The 17,724-nt window shown below is 40.9% G+C and carries 15 protein-coding genes; 12 read left to right on the top strand and 3 right to left on the bottom strand.

Annotation, left to right across the window (positions count from 1 at the left end):
* Positions 1-153: 153 nt before the first annotated feature.
* A complete protein-coding gene (lexA, locus tag DW251_RS16840) occupies positions 154-768 on the bottom strand; it encodes a transcriptional repressor LexA (protein ID WP_021869730.1) in 615 nt (204 codons plus the stop codon).
* A gap of 200 nt (positions 769-968) precedes the next feature.
* Here lexA and DW251_RS16835 point away from each other — a divergent pair, with 200 nt between their 5' ends.
* From DW251_RS16835 to DW251_RS16785, 11 genes are all read left to right on the top strand, one after another.
* Positions 969-1,277, top strand: coding sequence for a LysM peptidoglycan-binding domain-containing protein (locus DW251_RS16835; RefSeq protein ID WP_118301817.1), 309 nt, complete (start codon positions 969-971; stop codon positions 1,275-1,277).
* A 199-nt stretch (positions 1,278-1,476) separates the two neighbouring features.
* Entirely contained in the window at positions 1,477-2,094 is a 618-nt protein-coding gene (locus DW251_RS16830) for a DUF3793 family protein (protein ID WP_118301816.1), read from the top strand.
* A 13-nt stretch (positions 2,095-2,107) separates the two neighbouring features.
* Positions 2,108-2,539, top strand: coding sequence for a flavodoxin (locus DW251_RS16825; RefSeq protein WP_118301815.1), 432 nt, complete (start codon positions 2,108-2,110; stop codon positions 2,537-2,539).
* Positions 2,540-2,711: 172 nt separating this feature from the next.
* Positions 2,712-4,031: an MATE family efflux transporter gene (locus DW251_RS16820; RefSeq protein WP_021869400.1), complete on the top strand. Its 1,320-nt coding sequence runs from the start codon at positions 2,712-2,714 to the stop codon at positions 4,029-4,031.
* Between the two features lie 359 nt (positions 4,032-4,390).
* Entirely contained in the window at positions 4,391-5,566 is a 1,176-nt protein-coding gene (locus DW251_RS16815; RefSeq protein WP_021869401.1) for a DUF819 family protein, read from the top strand.
* Between the two features lie 206 nt (positions 5,567-5,772).
* The gene (locus tag DW251_RS16810) at positions 5,773-8,208 is read left to right on the top strand and encodes a glycoside hydrolase family 3 C-terminal domain-containing protein (protein WP_118301814.1); all 2,436 of its coding nucleotides are present in this window, start codon (positions 5,773-5,775) and stop codon (positions 8,206-8,208) included.
* Positions 8,205-8,714 (top strand): GtrA family protein, encoded by a 510-nt coding sequence (locus DW251_RS16805; RefSeq protein WP_021869403.1) that lies wholly within the window; start codon positions 8,205-8,207, stop codon positions 8,712-8,714. The genes DW251_RS16810 and DW251_RS16805 overlap by 4 nt, the downstream gene beginning before the upstream one ends.
* A gap of 324 nt (positions 8,715-9,038) precedes the next feature.
* Complete coding sequence (locus DW251_RS16800; protein WP_182433646.1) at positions 9,039-10,355, top strand: SLC13 family permease; 1,317 nt, start codon at positions 9,039-9,041, stop codon at positions 10,353-10,355.
* Positions 10,356-10,439: 84 nt separating this feature from the next.
* Positions 10,440-11,348, top strand: coding sequence for a LysR family transcriptional regulator (locus DW251_RS16795; RefSeq protein ID WP_118301812.1), 909 nt, complete (start codon positions 10,440-10,442; stop codon positions 11,346-11,348).
* A 24-nt stretch (positions 11,349-11,372) separates the two neighbouring features.
* On the top strand, positions 11,373-12,950 hold the full coding sequence (locus DW251_RS16790) for a tannase/feruloyl esterase family alpha/beta hydrolase (RefSeq protein WP_021869407.1): 1,578 nt from the start codon (positions 11,373-11,375) through the stop codon (positions 12,948-12,950).
* A gap of 12 nt (positions 12,951-12,962) precedes the next feature.
* Entirely contained in the window at positions 12,963-13,844 is an 882-nt protein-coding gene (locus DW251_RS16785; protein WP_021869408.1) for a serine hydrolase, read from the top strand.
* A 54-nt stretch (positions 13,845-13,898) separates the two neighbouring features.
* Here the strand turns inward: DW251_RS16785 and DW251_RS16780 are convergent, their stop codons facing one another.
* Entirely contained in the window at positions 13,899-14,942 is a 1,044-nt protein-coding gene (locus DW251_RS16780) for a tyrosine-type recombinase/integrase (RefSeq protein WP_021869409.1), read from the bottom strand.
* Between the two features lie 17 nt (positions 14,943-14,959).
* A complete protein-coding gene (locus DW251_RS16775; RefSeq protein ID WP_118301810.1) occupies positions 14,960-15,904 on the bottom strand; it encodes a hypothetical protein in 945 nt (314 codons plus the stop codon).
* Between the two features lie 602 nt (positions 15,905-16,506).
* Here DW251_RS16775 and DW251_RS16770 point away from each other — a divergent pair.
* Positions 16,507-17,724: hypothetical protein (locus DW251_RS16770; RefSeq protein WP_207663363.1), on the top strand; the 1,218-nt coding region annotated here is incomplete at its 3' end.

The raw sequence follows: 17,724 nt of genomic DNA, 5'->3' as shown, positions 1-17,724 counted from the left end.
CCCCTCAAGATTGAGGGGCAGGGGAGTTGAATAGGCGAAGCCTATTTTTTATGGTAAGAAAAGCCACCGTATAGTTTCGGATTTTAGAAACCGTACAGTGGCTTTTTGGTGAAAAATGTTTTATAAGTCAGGTTAAACTTGCGGATACGCACATTACATCATTCTTATAAGTCCAATAACCTTGCCAAGGATCTCTACATGATCTGTGATAATAGGATCCATGGTATCATTTTCAGGCTGCAGGCGGTAGTGGTCTTTTTCCTTGAAGAAACGTTTTACAGTAGCGGAGTCGTCTAAAAGGGCAACCACGATCTCCCCATTTTCAGCAGTTGGACACTGTTCCACGATCAGCTGATCCCCAGGAAGGATACCTGCGTTTACCATACTTTCACCTTTTACATGAAGCATAAAGGTCTCTGCGTTTGGAAGAGACTCTGCCGGGAACGGAAAATAACTTTCGATATGTTCCTCTGCAAGGATCGGTTCTCCGGCTGCAACCGTACCGATCACAGGGATGTTCACCATTTCTTTCCGGTTAAAATTAAAAGTATCATCCAGGATCTCAATTGCTCTCGGCTTGGTAGGATCACGATGGATATATCCTTTTTCTTCCAGAGCTGACAGATGAGAATGGACAGAAGAAGTGGACTTTAATTTCACAGCTTCGCAGATGTCACGGACAGCTGGTGGATATCCCTTCTTTAAGATCGTATTCTTTATGTATTCTAAAATTTCCTGTTGTTTCGCAGTAAGTTTATCCTGGGCCATGAAAGTTCCCCCTTCTGTTTTGTAATAATCTTTTACTGATACTATAGTAACATATGTTCGATAAAAATGCAAACCTTTGTTCGATTTTTTGCGTTCACGCCATTGACAAACATATGTTCTGATGTTATAGTATAGGCACGATGAGAACAAATGTTCGTATCTGTGTTGGACGAGTATACAAATGAGTAGGAGGAAACGTTATGAGGAGAAGAAGATTAGTAAGAAAACGGTTTTTAACAGGGTGTTTTATTATGCTTCTGTTTGTTGCTATTCTCACAGGACGGAGTATGCTTACATCAATGGCAGAAGAGGAACCTATGACTGTCAGTCCCTATTATAAGAGCGTCGAGATCAAAGACGGGGATAATTTGTGGAATATCGCCAGACAGTACAAAAAGGGAAGCCGTATGTCTACAGAAGAATACATCAGGGAATTAAAACGAATGAATTCCCTTCGCTCTGATACGATTCATAAAGGTCAGTTTCTTACAATCGTTTATTATAAGTAGATCACGGAAGTTTTTGAATTTTCCTGAAAAATGTACATTGAAAACATCATATTGGGAATACTGAGCTTAATGAGAAATGTTTTAATTGAGAAAAGTTACCTGTAACACTACTTGTTTTTTCCAATTTTATCTGATACGATATACAAGGATGTTAGCTAAGACTAACTTTATATTTTAACAGTTGTAAATGAGGTACCCTATGAGTAAAGAAACCCTTGATCTGATGCTTGGCTTAAACAGGCAGGAACTGGAGATCCAGATCGCACTTCAGTGTGCACCATTGCTTACAGGACGTAAGATATCCAATCTTCTTACTGTAGACAAGAGATTTCGCAGCGCAGTATTGCGGTTGTTCCGTTCCAGTGCTGTTTCCTGCTATGTCCTTTATGAGTCTGATGACCGTATTACTTTTCTTTTATATGTACGGAAAAAACTGGAAGCTTATTTAAGAACAGAGAAGGTGAAAAAGCTGATGGAAGAGTTTGGATGCAGCGGATGTATACTTTCCAAGATCCTCTATCGCGTATCAGAACGCTACCGTGCTCACATGGAAGGCAAAGGTGATTTCCCTCATGAGATCGGATTACTCCTTGGATATCCGCCGGAAGATGTCATTGGTTTTATTGAAAACCGGGGACAAAATCCGCTGTATATCGGATACTGGAAGGTATATTCCAATCTGGAAGAATGCCGGAAGGTATTTGCCGGATACGATCAGGCAAGGGAAAAAGTGATCCATATGGTATCATCAGGAATGACTGTTAAAAACATCATGGAGCTGTATGATTTACATTCACGTAAATTAATGGCAGTATAGGAGGAAGAAAAAAATGGACGAAATCATGGTAGTTTACTGGTCACAGACAGGCAACACAGAGGCTATGGCACAGGCAGTAGCACAGGGAATTGAAGAAGCTGGAAAGAAAGCAAAACTGGCTGAAGTATCTGCAGTATCTGCAGCTGACCTGAAGGATGCAAAAGCATTTGCATTAGGATGCCCTGCAATGGGAGCTGAAGTTATCGAAGAAGATGAGATGGAACCATTCGTAGCTGAGGTAGAAGGATTTGCATCAGGAAAGACCATCGGTCTGTTTGGCTCTTATGGCTGGGGTGATGGACAGTGGATGCGTGACTGGGAAGACCGTATGAAGGCAGCAGGCGCAGAAGTTGCATGCGGAGAAGGCATTATTACCCAGGAAACTCCAGATGATGATGCATTAGCTAAGTGTAAGGAATTAGGAAAGACACTGGCAGCAGTTTAATCTTATTTTAAAGTAAATAACTGCATATAAATCTATTACCGCAAAGCAGGCAGTAAAATGTTTCCTGTTTTGCGGTATTTTTGTTTGTTGATACCATGGTCATTTACAGAATCAGAAAAAACATCTATAATACCATTCAGTGTAAAAAATGCAAAAGAGGAGAAGCAGTTATATGGATATCAAAAAACAGTTTATCCGCTATGTATCCCAGAATATGTTAGGCATGCTGGGTATGTCCTTGTATATTCTTGCAGATACTTATTTTATATCAAAAGCAGTAGGAGCTGATGGTATTACAGCATTAAATTTGGTACTTCCTGTATATAATCTGATCTTTGCCATTGGAGCTATGATCGGTGTAGGTTCTGCTATCCGTTTTGTGATAGAGAGAAATAAGAAAAATCCAGAGGCAGAAAGCTATTTCTTTCATGCACTGCTCTGGGCCGGTATCATCAGTCTTATATTTATTGCAGCCGGTATCTTCTACCCAGACCAGGTGATCAGGCTTATGGGTGGAGATGAACAGATCATAGCAACAGGAAGAAGCTATACCCGCATTTTTATGACATTTGCCCCACTATTTATGTGGAATCATATATGTAATGCCTTTGTACGAAATGATGGAAGCCCTATGATCGCTATGATGGCTACACTGTTTAGCAGTCTGTTTAACATTGTATTCGACTATATTCTGATGTTCCCATTTGGTATGGATATGCCGGGAGCAGCCCTTGCAACAGCTCTTTCACCAGTAGTAGGTATTTTAATCTGTCAGCTGCATTTTCGTTCAAAAAAGTGTACCGTATCTTTTTTGCCGGTAATACCATCGTTAAAAAGGCTTATTTTTTCCTGTCAGGTGGGAGTTTCTGCTTTTGTAGGAGAGATATCTTCCGGTGTGATCACTACAGCTTTTAATTTGATCATATTGCGGTTGGCTGGAAATACCGGTGTTGCAGCCTATGGTGTAGTAGCCAATATCTCTCTGGTGGCAGTAGCTCTGTTTAACGGCATATCCCAGGGCTCCCAGCCTCTGCTTAGCAGTTTCTATGGACAGGCAGATAAAAAGGCTTTAGAGAAAGTAATAGGCCTTAGTTTAAGGACAGCAGCAGTTACGGCTGTATGTATATATGCAGTGATCTATTTGTGGTCGGAACCAATTGCTGGTATTTTTAACCAGGAACATAACGAAGAACTGGCGGCTATGGCTAGATTTGGTCTGAAGTTGTATTTTATTGGTTTCTTTTTTGCCGGTATCAATATAGTAGGAACAGGCATATTAAGTGCGGTAGAGTCAGTTAAATGGGCATTTACAGCTTCCATTTCCCGTGGTTTTGTTATGATCCTTCTTTCGGCCTTTACTATGTCTGCAGTTTGGGGGATGACAGGTATATGGCTGGCTTTTCCGGCAGCAGAATTTATTACTATGGGAATGACTCTCGCAGGTATTTGGGGATTTTTTTCTAAAGTAAATCTTGTTGGGAAATCCCTATAAGAAGGCTATAGGAAGTCTTTTTGAGAAATCGTTAAAATTGACTTTCTGTGAATTATAATCTATAATATGGGAGGAGAAAGTCAAAAGAAGTGGTTAGGGGTAGGGAAGTTACAAAAATTCAAGTGTAATTCACAAGTCCAGAAAAATCTTCTGGGCCTTTTTTTGCCTTTTAGCCAGTTCTTATATCGGTATTATAAAATGTTTTCCCGGAGTCTCTTCTCACAAAATCGGGCACAGGAAGATTCCGGCAGAACATAAAAAGGAGAAGGAGGGGCAGTAAAATCATAACCGGTTATTTTGACTTGCTCCTAAGAGAAAAAGAGGCTGTCACAAGATGACAGCAGAATGGGAGTTTACAAATGATTCATGACGGTTTTATCTATCTTGGCACTTTGATGCTGCTTGCAGCGATTTTAGTCAATCTTCCTGTATACCTGAAGGGAAAAGGCGCACAGAAATTTTTTAAGTTTGCACCGCCTATTGTTTTGCTCTACTTAGGTATGATGCTTTTATGTACTATGAAAATGTGGAACCTGGAAGATACAGCTGCAACTTATAAGGCAGTAAAAAACCCACTGCTGTATGCAATGTTGTTTTTAATGCTGCTGCGTTGTGATCTTAAGAAGATCATCAAATTAGGACCGAAAATGCTTATTGGTTTCTTTGCAGCCAGCCTTTCTATCTGTACTGGTTTTATAGTAAGTTATGCTATTTTCCATAAAATGTTAGGTCCGGACAGCTGGAAAGCGCTGGGGGCATTGTGTGGAAGCTGGTTAGGCGGAAGTGGAAATATGCTGGCTGTACAGGCGGTTTTAGATGTAAGTGAGGAAAGCATGGCATATTCACTGGTAATCGACTCTGTTTGTGCGGTAATGTATGTTATGTTCCTTCTGTGGGTCATTAACTTTTCAAAGGAATTTAACGCATGGACCAAAGCAGATGTACGTCTGATTAATGAAGTTGGCGCTTCCCTGGAAGAGGAGGCAAAAGCGAACACCAAACCTCTTACATGGAAGAGCATGCTTCTTTTAGTTGGAGTATCTTTCTTCATTTCTGCTATTTCCAAGGATGTAGGAAGTATGGTTGCAAATGCACTGCCTGTTTTTGACAGTGCAACCTGGACTGTTCTTCTGGTAACTGCTGTAGGCCTGCTGGTGGCTATGACTCCATTTGGAAAATTAAAAGGAACAGAAGAGGTATCTAATATCATCCTTTATGTTGAGATTGCCCTGATCGCTTCCAGAGCAGATATTTCTGCTATGGGTAATGCACCTGTGTGGCTGGCAGCCGGCTTCCTGATCCTTCTGATCCATGTAGCTGTTATGGTCATTCTTGCAAAGGTGATCAAAATGGATATCTTTACCTGTGCCGTTGCATCTTTAGCAAACGTTGGTGGAACTGCTACTGCACCTGTACTTGCAGGCGCATACAGTAGTGCTTTAGTTCCGGTAGGTATTCTTATGGCACTTCTGGGTAATATTATTGGTACACCGGGAGGAGCATTTGTGGGACATTTAATGAGTCTGATTGGATAGTAGTCTCTGTCAGATAAGGCAGATAAGTAAAAAGGTATTCCGGGATCATGAAAAATGATCTGCGGAATACCTTTTTTAATTCACGCCTTGAAGATTTTTCTATTTTTTTGCTTAAAAAGTGTCATATGGTAATTAGTTTGATATAATAGGTGCTGCAAATAAATGCCAGGAAATGAAAGAAATACAGTTATTAAAGAGGAAATGATATGAAGCATGAGGAATTACTTTCAAAATTAACACCGGAGGAAAAGGCAGCTCTTTTAAGCGGCAAAACAGTATGGCAGACCCGGGACATTCCACGCCTTAAGATCCCGTCCATTTTCCTTTCTGACGGTCCTCACGGCATCCGCAAACAGGCAGGAGCCGGGGATCATTTGGGATTAAATGCCTCTTTAAAGGCAACCTGTTTTCCTACAGCGGCGACTATCGCTAACAGCTGGGATCCGGACCTTGGGGAAGAGATTGGAAAAGCACTGGGAGAAGAGGCAGCAGCCCAGGATGTCAATATCGTACTGGGACCGGGGCTTAATATGAAAAGAAGTCCTCTTTGCGGAAGAAACTTTGAATATTTTTCCGAAGATCCTTATCTTGCAGGAAAAATGGCAGCTGCTTATGTGCGGGGCATCCAGAGCCAGGGAGTGTATGCATGCCCCAAACATTTTGCAGTAAACAGCCAGGAAGAGCGGCGCATGGCTATGGATGCAGTGGTAGATGAACGGACTCTTAGGGAGATCTACCTGACTGGTTTTGAGATTGCAGTAAAAGAGGGACATGCCAAAGCCATTATGACCAGCTACAATGAGGTAAATGAAGAATATGCCAATGAAAATAAAAAGCTTCTGGTAGACATTTTACGAAAGGAATGGGGCTTTGACGGACTGGTAGTTACTGACTGGGGTGGTTCTAATGACCATGTAAAAGGGGTCATGTGCCAGTCAGATCTGGAAATGCCGGCACCGGGGCTTTCTTCCGCCAGGGAGTTAGTTACAGCCGTAAAAGAAGGCTGTCTTTCCATGGAAGCTTTCGATCTCTGTGTAGATCAGGTCTTAGATGCGGTACTAAATCTTAGCAAAAAAGAGGAAACAAAAAAGACAGATTTTGATCAAAAGTCCCACCATGCATTAGCAAAAAGGGCAGCAGCAGAAAGTGCGGTGCTTTTAAAGAATGAGGGAAATATCCTTCCATTAAAAGAAAAAACAAAGGTGGCTCTCATTGGTGATTTTGCCTTTGTTCCACGTTATCAGGGCGCCGGCTCTTCTATGGTAAATCCTTTTGAAGTAGAGTCTATGGACCAGCTGATCCATGAGTATGACCTGCAGGTAGTAAGTAAGGTTCATGGATATACCCGTGATGGGGAACCGGATGCAGCTTTGGAAAAAGAAGCCTTGGAAGCAGCTGCCGGGGCAGAGGTGGTTCTTTACTGTTTTGGACTTGATGAGATCAGCGAGTCAGAGGGGAAAGACCGTGAACACATGCGCCTGCCACAAAATCAGATCCGGCTGTTAAATGAATTAGTAAAGGTAAATGAAAATATTGTGGGTATTTTAAGTGCCGGATCCAGTATTGAAATGCCTTGGCAGCACTGTTTAAAGGCGATTCTTCATGGCTATCTGGGCGGAGAAGCAGGTGCCGGTGCGATCCTGGATATCCTTACAGGAAAAATAAATCCTTCCGGCCGCCTGGCTGAAGCCTACCCTCTGCGGTATGAGGATACTCCTGCATTCCGGTATTATCCTGCTTCAGAACGTACATCAGAGTACCGGGAAGGACCTTTTATAGGATACCGCTATTATGATACCAGCCTGGTCCGCTTCCAGTATCCCTTTGGATATGGACTTTCTTATACAGAGTTTGCCTATTCAGCCCTGAAAGCAGACGAAAATGGGGTACAGTTTACTGTTACAAATGTTGGAGAACGGGACGGGGCAGAGGTTGCCCAGTTTTATATCGGACTTCCGGACTCTGCCGTATTCCGCCCAGGAAAGGAATTAAAAGGCTTTCAGAAGGTATTTTTAAAGGCCGGAGAGAGCAAAACAGTGCATATTCCATTTGATGATAAAACTTTCCGTTACTGGAATGTAAAAACAGGACGCTGGGAAGTGGAAGAGGGCGAATATCTGATCATGGTAGGTGCCTGCGTGGCAGATATCCGTCTGTCCGGAAAGCTATGGATAGCGGGAACCACAAGTAAAATGCCTTATGAGAAAGAAAAACTCCCGTCCTATTACAGCGGGCTGATCAACAATGTAGGGGCAGAAGAATTTGAGACACTTCTGGGGCATCCTGCGCCTTCCGGTAAATGGCAGGGCGAACTGGAACTTAATGATGCTATCTGCCAGATGTATTATGCCAAAAGCCGTCTGGCCCGTCTGGTTTACCGTATACTGGCCGATAAAAAGAAAAAGAGCGAGGACAAAGGCAAACCGGACTTAAATGTATTATTTATCTATAACATGCCATTTCGCGGGATCGCAAAAATGACAGGCGGTGCCGTAAGCATGGAAATGGTAAATGGGATCGTTGATATGGTAAATGGTAAATGGGGCTCTGGTTTTAGAAAAGTAGTGAAAGGCTATTTTCATAATAAGAGAGAAAACAGAAAGTACGAAAAACTTCTGGAAGGAAAGGAGGAACAGGTATGATAGCAGGAAAGAGTTGGATCAGAAACTGGATCAATGAGCATCCAGCTGTCTGGGAGTTTATTTTATTTAATGTATTATCCAATGTGGCAACTATTGTGAATTTTATAGCAATGTGGATCTGCACCGGTTTCCTGTTTGTATCTTTAGAAAACATCCCCTTTCAGTTTTTCGTTTTCCATTATACCCAGGTAGAAAGTGATCTGGGACTGGGCGGATTTTTAAGCTTCCTTGTGGCAACAGCAGCAGCCCAGGCAGTGAATTTCTATGTGCAGAAAAACTTTGTATTCCGCTCCAATGCGGCGTTTGCAAGAGCCGTGCCAAGATATATCTGCCTTGCAGTAGTCTTAGTCATTGTATCTGCAGCACTTCCCGCTTACAGCCAGGCATTTTTTAAAAGCCTTGGACTTCCACAGGCGCTGATCCCCACACTGGCCAATGGAGTCAACATTGTGGTACAGGTAGTACTCAGCTATCCGGCAATGAAGTTCTGGATCATGCCGAAATAACTTTTTAACATTGCTGTTGAGTCCATAACCAATACAGAATATAATTTTATTGACCCTGGGAGAAAATTCCAGGGTTATTTTTATATTATAAGAAACCAAAAGTTATACAAATCATAACTTTATAGACCAGAATTAAAATATGCCAGATTTCAGGAGATCAAAAAGTGAATTTTTGACGAAAAAAGCAGAAATAATAACATAATGTTATGCAAATATAATAATATGAAATATTTTACTTATGATTATCTTTGTATATAATAGAGTATATAAAAGTTACGGGCCTGTAATAAATAGTAGCAAATGAAAAAGTGTGGAGGTAGTTTTATGAGCGTAACAACCTATGCAATCCTTGGTTTTGCAATGATGTTGATCTTAACGGCGGTTCTGGTATCTGGTAAGTTCACGCCTTCCATTCCAATGATTGTAATTCCTATTATTTTTGCAGTAATCATGCATCCGACATTTGCAGATTTATCCGACTGGGTAACATCCGGATTAAAAGGACAGGTCAGTAATGCAGCCATGTTCACGTTTGCAATTATTTTCTTTGGCGTTATGATGGATGCAGGTGTTTTTGATAAGATCGTAGGCAAGATGATGCTAGGAGCCAAAACAGTAACAGCTGTATGTGTTCTGACTGTTTTAGCAACGATCGTTGGACATTCTGACGGATCTGGCGCTACCACATTCCTGATCGTAATCCCTCCGTTCCTGATGATCTATAAAAGGCTGAAAATGAGACCGATCGTGCTGATGTGCCTGGTTTCTATTACAGCAGGTGTTATGAACTGCCTGCCATGGGGCGGACCTTGCGGACGTCTGGCTGCTGGTTTTAATATTTCTGCAACTGATATTCTGGTTGCTGAACTTCCTGGTCTGGTGATCGGACTGATCTGCTGTTTTGCCATTGCATTATATTATGCAAGGCAGGAGAAGAAGAGAGGCGCCGGCCTTGAGGCAGGAGCTGACACTGCAGATTTATTTAGTGAAGCAGATAAAACCGAAGAAGAAAAAGCATTATTAAGACCACAGCTGTTCTGGTTTAACGTAGCATTGATCGTAATCGTTATTATTGCAATGTTTGCATCAGGACTTCCAACATTCCTCTGCTTCATGGTAGCAGCAGCAATTGCCCTGATCGTAAATTATCCTGGCACAAAAATCCAGAATGAACGTCTTAAATCTTATGCGCCAACAGTACTGACTATGGTCAGCGTATTATTTGCATCCGGTGTATTTACCGGTGTGTTAAACAACAGCCCGATGAAAGACTCCATGGTTGAAGTAGTATCCGGTATTCTGGAGGGAAGTGCAACCGCACATATTAATACCGTTATGGGCTTCTTATGGGGACCTTTAAGTGCCATTGGTTTAAACCACGAAGCATGTGCATATACCATTGTCCCAATGCTTCAGTCTATCGCAGCAGACCATATTACACCTGTACAGGCAGCAGCAAGCTATCTGATGACCTTCGTTCCACAGGTATTCGTAAATCCAGGTACTGCAGCAATGTACATCGGACTTGGACTTGCAGGTATCGATTTCAAGGATCACTGGAAATTTACCTTTAAATGGGTAATGCTGATCTGCACATTGTGCTTTGCAGGCTCCATTCTGGTTGGTACAATTCCATTTTAAAAATGCTTTTTATTTGCAGCCGTTTCTTCTATAATAATTTTATAATCAATAAAAAGGTTACATATAAGGAGGAAATGGCTGCAAATGTCCGAATTAAAAGAACAGAGATATATCATCGAGATTGCGAAAGTACAGGGAGTTGCCAAGGCAGCGGAAAATCTGTTTATTTCCCAGCCAGCCCTCAGTAAATTCCTTACAAGAACAGAAGAAATGTATGGCGTACAGCTTTTTGAACGTATAGGAAAGAAAATGATCCCAACTTATGCAGGAAAGCAGTATTTGGAATACGCAAAACAGATCGTAAAACTGGACCAGGACTTTAGAAACCAGATTGCAGATATCAAAATGCTGAAAAAGGGTTCTCTGAATATTGGTTCAACGCCAGGTCGTGGAAAAAGAATATTACCGGAAATTCTTCCGATCTTCAGTAAAGAATATCCGGAATATGATTTGAATGTTTACCAGGAAACAGCAGTAAAACTGGAAGAAATGCTTCGCAACGGAGAGATCCAGGTCGCATTGATGACAGGAACAGAGGAATTAGAAAAAGACAGTAATTTTCATGTAGAGGAAATCTCCACAGAGGAGATCTGTCTGATCGCTCCTAAAAGTAAACATTTTCATGGGATCGCCAAGTATGGTTTCAGGTATCCATGGATCGATATACGGCAGATGGAAAATGAAAAGTTTATTATGTTAAATAAGGGATCCAGACTACGTTATGTAACAGACAAAGTGTTGAAAAACCATTCCATGGATCCAAAACAGATAGAGTTTTCTTCCATTGAAACCATCTGGGAACTTGTTTCAAAGGATTTTGGTGTTGCATTGGCATCTGATTTTCAATATCCAAAAAATCTGGATGTAGACGTTTTTTCTATTTGTTCCAAGCCGGTTACCTGGAAATTTGTAATTGTTACCAGAGTAGGTGGATACATTTCTGTTCCTGTTCAGCGTATTATCGAAATCGCAAAAAATATTTATCGAGATTAAACAATGAAGAAGGCAGTGGACAAAATGAAAGAAAAGATCAGCTTATTAAAACGGGTATCCATCGTTGATGATGCCCGTTCTATTTTAAGGGATATGGTGATCCCGCCGGAACTGTTAAAAGAGAAGACAAATGGTGGAAGGATAACCAGCGTATGTGAAAAGTCAAAAGAGGGTGGAACTGCATATTTGGAAGTTATGGGGGTGATCGAACCACTGGATCCTTTGGCTCCCTGTATCGAATGGAAGATCCTGCTTCCCACCCAGTGGAATTTAAGAAGTGTTCAGATCGGCGGCGGAGCCAATAACGGAATGATTCCTTCTTTAGAAGGTGCTATGCTGATGTCTGATTATTGTCCCATCGAACATGGATATGTCGTATTTGGAGATGATTCCGGCCATCAGTCTGCTGATCCTATGTCTGCTGATTTTGCAGCAAATGAGGAGGCTCTTCAGAATTATATCCGGCATCATCTGATTAAAATGAACGGCATTATGCATGTGGTTGTAAAAGCAGCTTATGGGATCGACGCGGAGAAAGTTTATTTTGCCGGTGGATCTGCAGGTGGAAGAGAAGCTTTGGAGTGTGCCTGCTCCTATGGAAAAGATTACGATGGGATATTCTGCGCAGATCCTGTATCCAATTTTGTCCTTCTGCGTATGTGGGGCGCTTTGCTTTCCAAGGCAGTATATGATAGTTACGATGAACACACACACCCGTTTTCAGATGGCTTTATAGATGAAAAGACAGTAGAAGCAATCCGTAATGATGCTATTGAGATGTATGATGAACTGGATGGTGTAAAAGATGGGATCGTGTCCAATATATATGCAGCACGTATGAACCGGGACGTATTTCTCAGGAAAATCCAGGAGAAATATCATCTGACAGACGCCCAGATCCAGACGATCCAGGTGTATGAGGACGGTTTTAAACTGGATTATTCTATGCCAAACGGTGAGAAAAGGTATCATGGATACTGTGCTTTAGAGGGCGGCATCATGGATCTTGGTCCTGATCCTGTTCCAAGAGAACCCTTAGACACCAGGTATAACGTACACCATGGAGACCGTTCAGATGGCGTATTCAAATATTTTATAACGAAAGATAAAAACTGGAAATTGATCGATCACGATTATTATAAGCCGGATGAAAAGCTTTATCATATGCTGATGGAAGCCTCCAGCCAGTATGATGTAAGTATGGATTTTGATGAATTTGTATCACATGGTGGAAAGCTGATCCTGTTTACCAGCTGGAATGATATGTCTATCAGCCCCTGGCAGATCATCAATCAGTACCAGAAACTGGTAAAGAAATACGGACAAAAGAAGGCCGACAGTTTTATGAAATTTTACTGCATGCCTTCTGCCACCCATTGCAGCGGCATCCGTATGGATTATCTGGAATGGCTGGATACCTGGTGCTCAGAAGAAAAATATCCAGAAGAAACTCTCTACGGAGTAATCGAAAAGACCGGCGGTGAAATGCCTATGGCAACATTCCCGGGATGGGTGAAATATAAAGACGGAGATCCTTTAAAGGGAACCAGCTATGAGGTTTCTTATGAAATCCCAGAAGGGTTTTTCGATAATTTTGCATAGGAAGGAAAGTATATGGTAGATCTGAAAGAATTTGAACAGAAAGCAGCAGACTTAAGGGTTCTTGGAATGAAAATTTCTATTGGACAGGACACGGTATATGAAAAATACTGGGACGAAGACTGCCGGAGAAATATTTATTCTGCCAGTAAAAGTTTTACTTCCTGTGCTGTGGGATTTGCAGTTCAGGAAGGTCTGATCGACTTAGATGAACGTTTGATGGATGCTTTTAAGGAGGATATTCCAAACAACCCGGATGAAAATTTAAAGAAAGCCACAGTGAAAGACCTTCTGACCATGACTTTAGGCCAGGAAAAAGGCTTTCTTATGGGCAAACAGCGTCCAAGAATGGAAGAACAGAACTGGGTAAAAGCATCCCTTGCTATTCCCTTTGTGTATGAGCCGGGAACCCATTTTGTATACAATAACGTTGGCCCTTATCTGGCTGGGATCCTGGTTCAACGAAGAGCAGGATGCGATCTTTTGTCATATCTGACTCCACGGCTTTTAAAACCTTTGGGAATACGAAAAACCATATGGGAGGTAGACCCTGAGGGAAATACATTTGGTGCGGGCGGACTGTTTCTGACTGTTTCCGAGCTTCACAAACTGGGAATGTTCTACTTGCAGAATGGCTGTTGGAATGGAAAAAAGCTGCTTTCTAAGGAATGGATCCATGAGAGTACCAGAAAACAGGTGGAAAATAATAAAAACTCTTATGGTTATGGATACTTATTCTGGGGCGGCCGTTATAACAGTTTTCTGGCCAATGGAAAATATGGTCAATACACCATGATCTTTCGGGATAAAAATACAGTGATCAGTTTAATGGCAGAAAGCAGGGATACAGATCATTTAGAAGAAATCATTGCAAATGAAGTATATACAAAATTATAAAGAACTTAGATAATTTTGGGCGGAGAGGATGCAATATCTTCTCCGCCTGTTATTTTACAGAATATCAATATTTTTAACGCTTTTTCTCCGGTTCTCCTCAATGGCTGCATAGAATTTTCTTGTAATATTAACATCGTTATGTCCTAAAATATCAGCAACCAGATAAATATCATTGGTTTTTGCATAAAGTGCAGATCCATAACTGCTTCTTAACTTGTGGGGTGTGATTTTCTTTTTAGGTGTTGCAATAGCGGCGTATTTTTTTACAAGATATTCAACACTGCGTACAGCAATGCGCTGTTTTCTCAGAGACAGAAAAAGGGCAGGTTCCTGTTGGAGATCCAAATCTTGTGCAGTTCGCTCCTCAAAGTAGCGTTTTAAATATTGCGCCACCTCGTCACTGAAGTAAACGGTTGACTCTTTTCCGCCTTTTCTGTGGATATGGATCCCATTTTCTTCCAGATCCAGATCGTCCAGATTTAACCCGACACATTCTGATACACGGATCCCTGTACCAAGCATAAGGGCGAGAATAGCACAATCCCGTACTTTGGTTTTTTCATGAAACTGCTTCTGCTTTTGAGAAAGCCCAGAACCGCTTTCTGCCTCTTTTAAAAGTGTCTTTATCTCATCCTGATTTAAGCGGATGATCTCCTTTTCCCGGATCTTCGGAACCTGCATAGAAAGGGTAGGATTGGTTTTAATCTGTCCGGTTCGATAAAAATAGCCGAAAAAGCTCTTCAAAGAAAAAAACTTCCGTTTGATCCCCTGTTCTTTGTTTACATTCTTATGTTCAGGATCATCAGGACGGTATTTTAAATATTCAAGATAACGCTCAAGATCCTGGATCGTAACTGCGCAAAGCTGTTCCAGGGAAATATTTTCTACAGACAATTTTTCAAGTTCCGGCTTTAATTTTCTTAAAAAATCAAAAAATGTGCTGATGTCGTAGGCGTAGGAGAGTCTTGTCATGGAAGATGTGGCAGGTTCAATTCCTCGAAAGAAGTCGGCGCAAAATGGTGGGAGAGCAGCAAGCAGTTCCTGCAGTTTCTTTTTATTTTTCAGATCACGCTGTTCATGGTATTGTAATTCTTCCATATCCGATCACCCCTTGTTTATTTCTTTTTCATTTCCTGTTCTAAAGCAGCCTTTGTCTGTTCTAATTCCGTGCGCAATTTGACATTTTCACGGTCCATTTTCCGAAGTTCGTCCTGTAATTCCCGTTCTTTTGCAATGACCGCCCGTTCCTGTTCCAAATCCGCCTGCATTTTGGCCTGTTTTAACCGATTTTCTATATCACTGTCTTTATCTGCAAGCTGTCGTTGTAAGTCAGAAATCTGGATCCTGCATTCAATCTGTTGGCTTTCTAACTCCCGGATCCGCCCAGATGCCTGTTTAGAAGTATTTTCCAGATCTGTTCGCAGAGCAGTTTCGTGGGAAAGTATTTGTTCCAATTCCCGGATCCGCAGCTGAAGTTTTGTATTTTCTTCTTTATTTGCATCATCGGATTTTTTAAGAGAGTCATACCTGGAGGCCTTCTCCTGAAGCTGCTGATTTTGTTCCTGAAGGATACGATTGATCTCTTCCTGATCCGCAGTAGCTTTTTTTGCAGACTCTAACTGGCTTATGGCATGCTGAGCCTGTTCTTTGGTCCGGACCTGTTCCTCTTTTAAGGCAGTGAGAGCAGCATCCTGGTTATTTTTTTCTCCGGCTATTGTCTCGATTTTTTCTCTCAACTCATCAATGGTTTTATCTTTACGTTTTAAGTCCGACTGAAAACGCTCCAACACCCGTGCCTCTGCATTGCTGCTTAATTCAATACTGCCAATATAAGCCGACAGGATCTCCTTTAACAGCCGCTCAAAATTTTCAATCTCCACAGCACGCCCCGGTGTTGCCGCCTTGGCATTATTTAATTCCAAAACCTGTATAAGATGGTCAAATCCCTGGGCCTGATTCATCCCATGGGTGGTACAAAACAAGCGAAATGCTTCCGCTGAGTCTGGATCGATCCGGAAATTGACCTGTTTGCTTTCTTTTCCGCTTTTTTCGTCTCTCATATTTTAAAATCCTCCTGAAAAATAGTATATCACAGGAGAAGTGATTTCGTCAAATTGATAGTATAACATTGTTATACAATGATATGTTATACATATCTTTGTATAACGTGATATAATAGATAAAAACAGGGGATTATAGCGTAATTATCACAGGATAAATGTCAGATAATTAGGTGTACATTATACACAATTAAGAAAATTCAAGAAAAATAAGTTAAAATCAGAACATATATTCGAAAAATCGGCTTTAATATTGCGTAAAACCTTAGTTTTGCGCAATGTTTATAAAGACTGATAAAATCAGCAATTAACTGATTATATGGCATTTTTTGATTGTATAAATAAGATTTTGTGTAAATATATCATTATGTAAAGATGTGTATTAATACAAAATATATATATTATCATACATTAATACATTTATCAGTCAAATATTCTTAATTATTTTGCTGATTTCTATACATAAATTCAAGTGAATATCTATGAACCTCTTATTTTCTACCACATCTGTTGTTGAAAAAAAGAGCGACATCTTATACAATAGAAGCGGAGTGAAAAATAGTATTTTTTGGGTAAAAAATCAAAAAAGGAGAGGGAATAGTATGCGAAAGAAAAAGTTATGGAAAAAGCATTGTGCGCTGGGAATGGCAATTGTATTGGCATCCGGCAATGCAGTAACTCCGGCCCTGGCTGATAACACAGCCGTACAGGTTGACAATGACACCGAAAATGATAATAAGGCGGAAAACTTGGATTTTGAAACCAAGGATGACGAAACCGATCACCCTGACAAAGGAGACTCCGAAGGCGATAATAATACGGAAAACAATGCCAAGGACGACTCCAACAAGGCAGATACAGATCAGTCAGAAAAGAATGATCCTGAAAATTCTGGAGAGGATGCCGGAGATCCTGATAAAGAAGGAACAGACAAAGATACCACCGGATCCGACCAAACAGATGAAAAAGAGTCCGAAGCAGAAGATGAGGATAAAAACTCAGGATCTGACGATGAAGCAAAAGATGATGAAGTAAAAGATACAGACGAAGATGAAAACAAGGATCCGGAACAGTCTGATACAGATAAAAATGAAGACACTGTTAAAGATCCGGAACAAAGCGATGTTGTAGTGACTCCTGAACAGCCGGTACCAGTAGAAAAAGTTCAAAAGAAAAAAATCGAAGAAATCGAATTGTTAGAACTTCCAGATATCCGACTGAAAGGTGCAACTGTTAAAGTAAAATCTGACTCTGCTTTTGATCTTGAAGATGCTCTTGCCGATGCTCTTTTGGACGAAGATGAGGAAAGACCGGATCAGTGGTTTTATTACTACGAACGCAGTGATAAAAGTAAAAACTGGATAGATATTAATGGTGAAACATTAAAAAGATTAGGAAAAGATGTTCAGTATGGATCTCTGGAAGATTATATTTCTAAAGGAACAAATCCAAGCATTAAGATCTGTATTGGCAGAAAATTATCAACATCCTTTGGAACCTCTAAAACAGAAGTAGTAGGAAGCAGTGTTTCCGTAAAATTTATCAATGCTGCTACCGTAACCATAAATGGTCTTACAGATCATGGCAGTTCTAATTCCATTGATTCATTTGTCAAGTACGGAACTGATTTTTATTTTTCTATCACTCCAGATGCAGGATATGTTCCAACTGTAAAATACTCTGCACAGGATGAAAACGGAAATGAGGTCATTGAGGAAGAAACATTAGAAGCGGATATTTCTCCAGATGAAAATAATAGCAGCTATCATTATACCATCAATGGTGAAAATATCATAGATGATATACAAGACATACAAATT

It is taken from the genome of Clostridium sp. AM22-11AC, from assembly GCF_003473545.1.
GTDB lineage: Bacteria > Bacillota > Clostridia > Lachnospirales > Lachnospiraceae > Enterocloster.
Note: the sequence above shows the minus strand (reverse complement) of the source record. Positions and strands in the feature narration are given on the sequence as shown.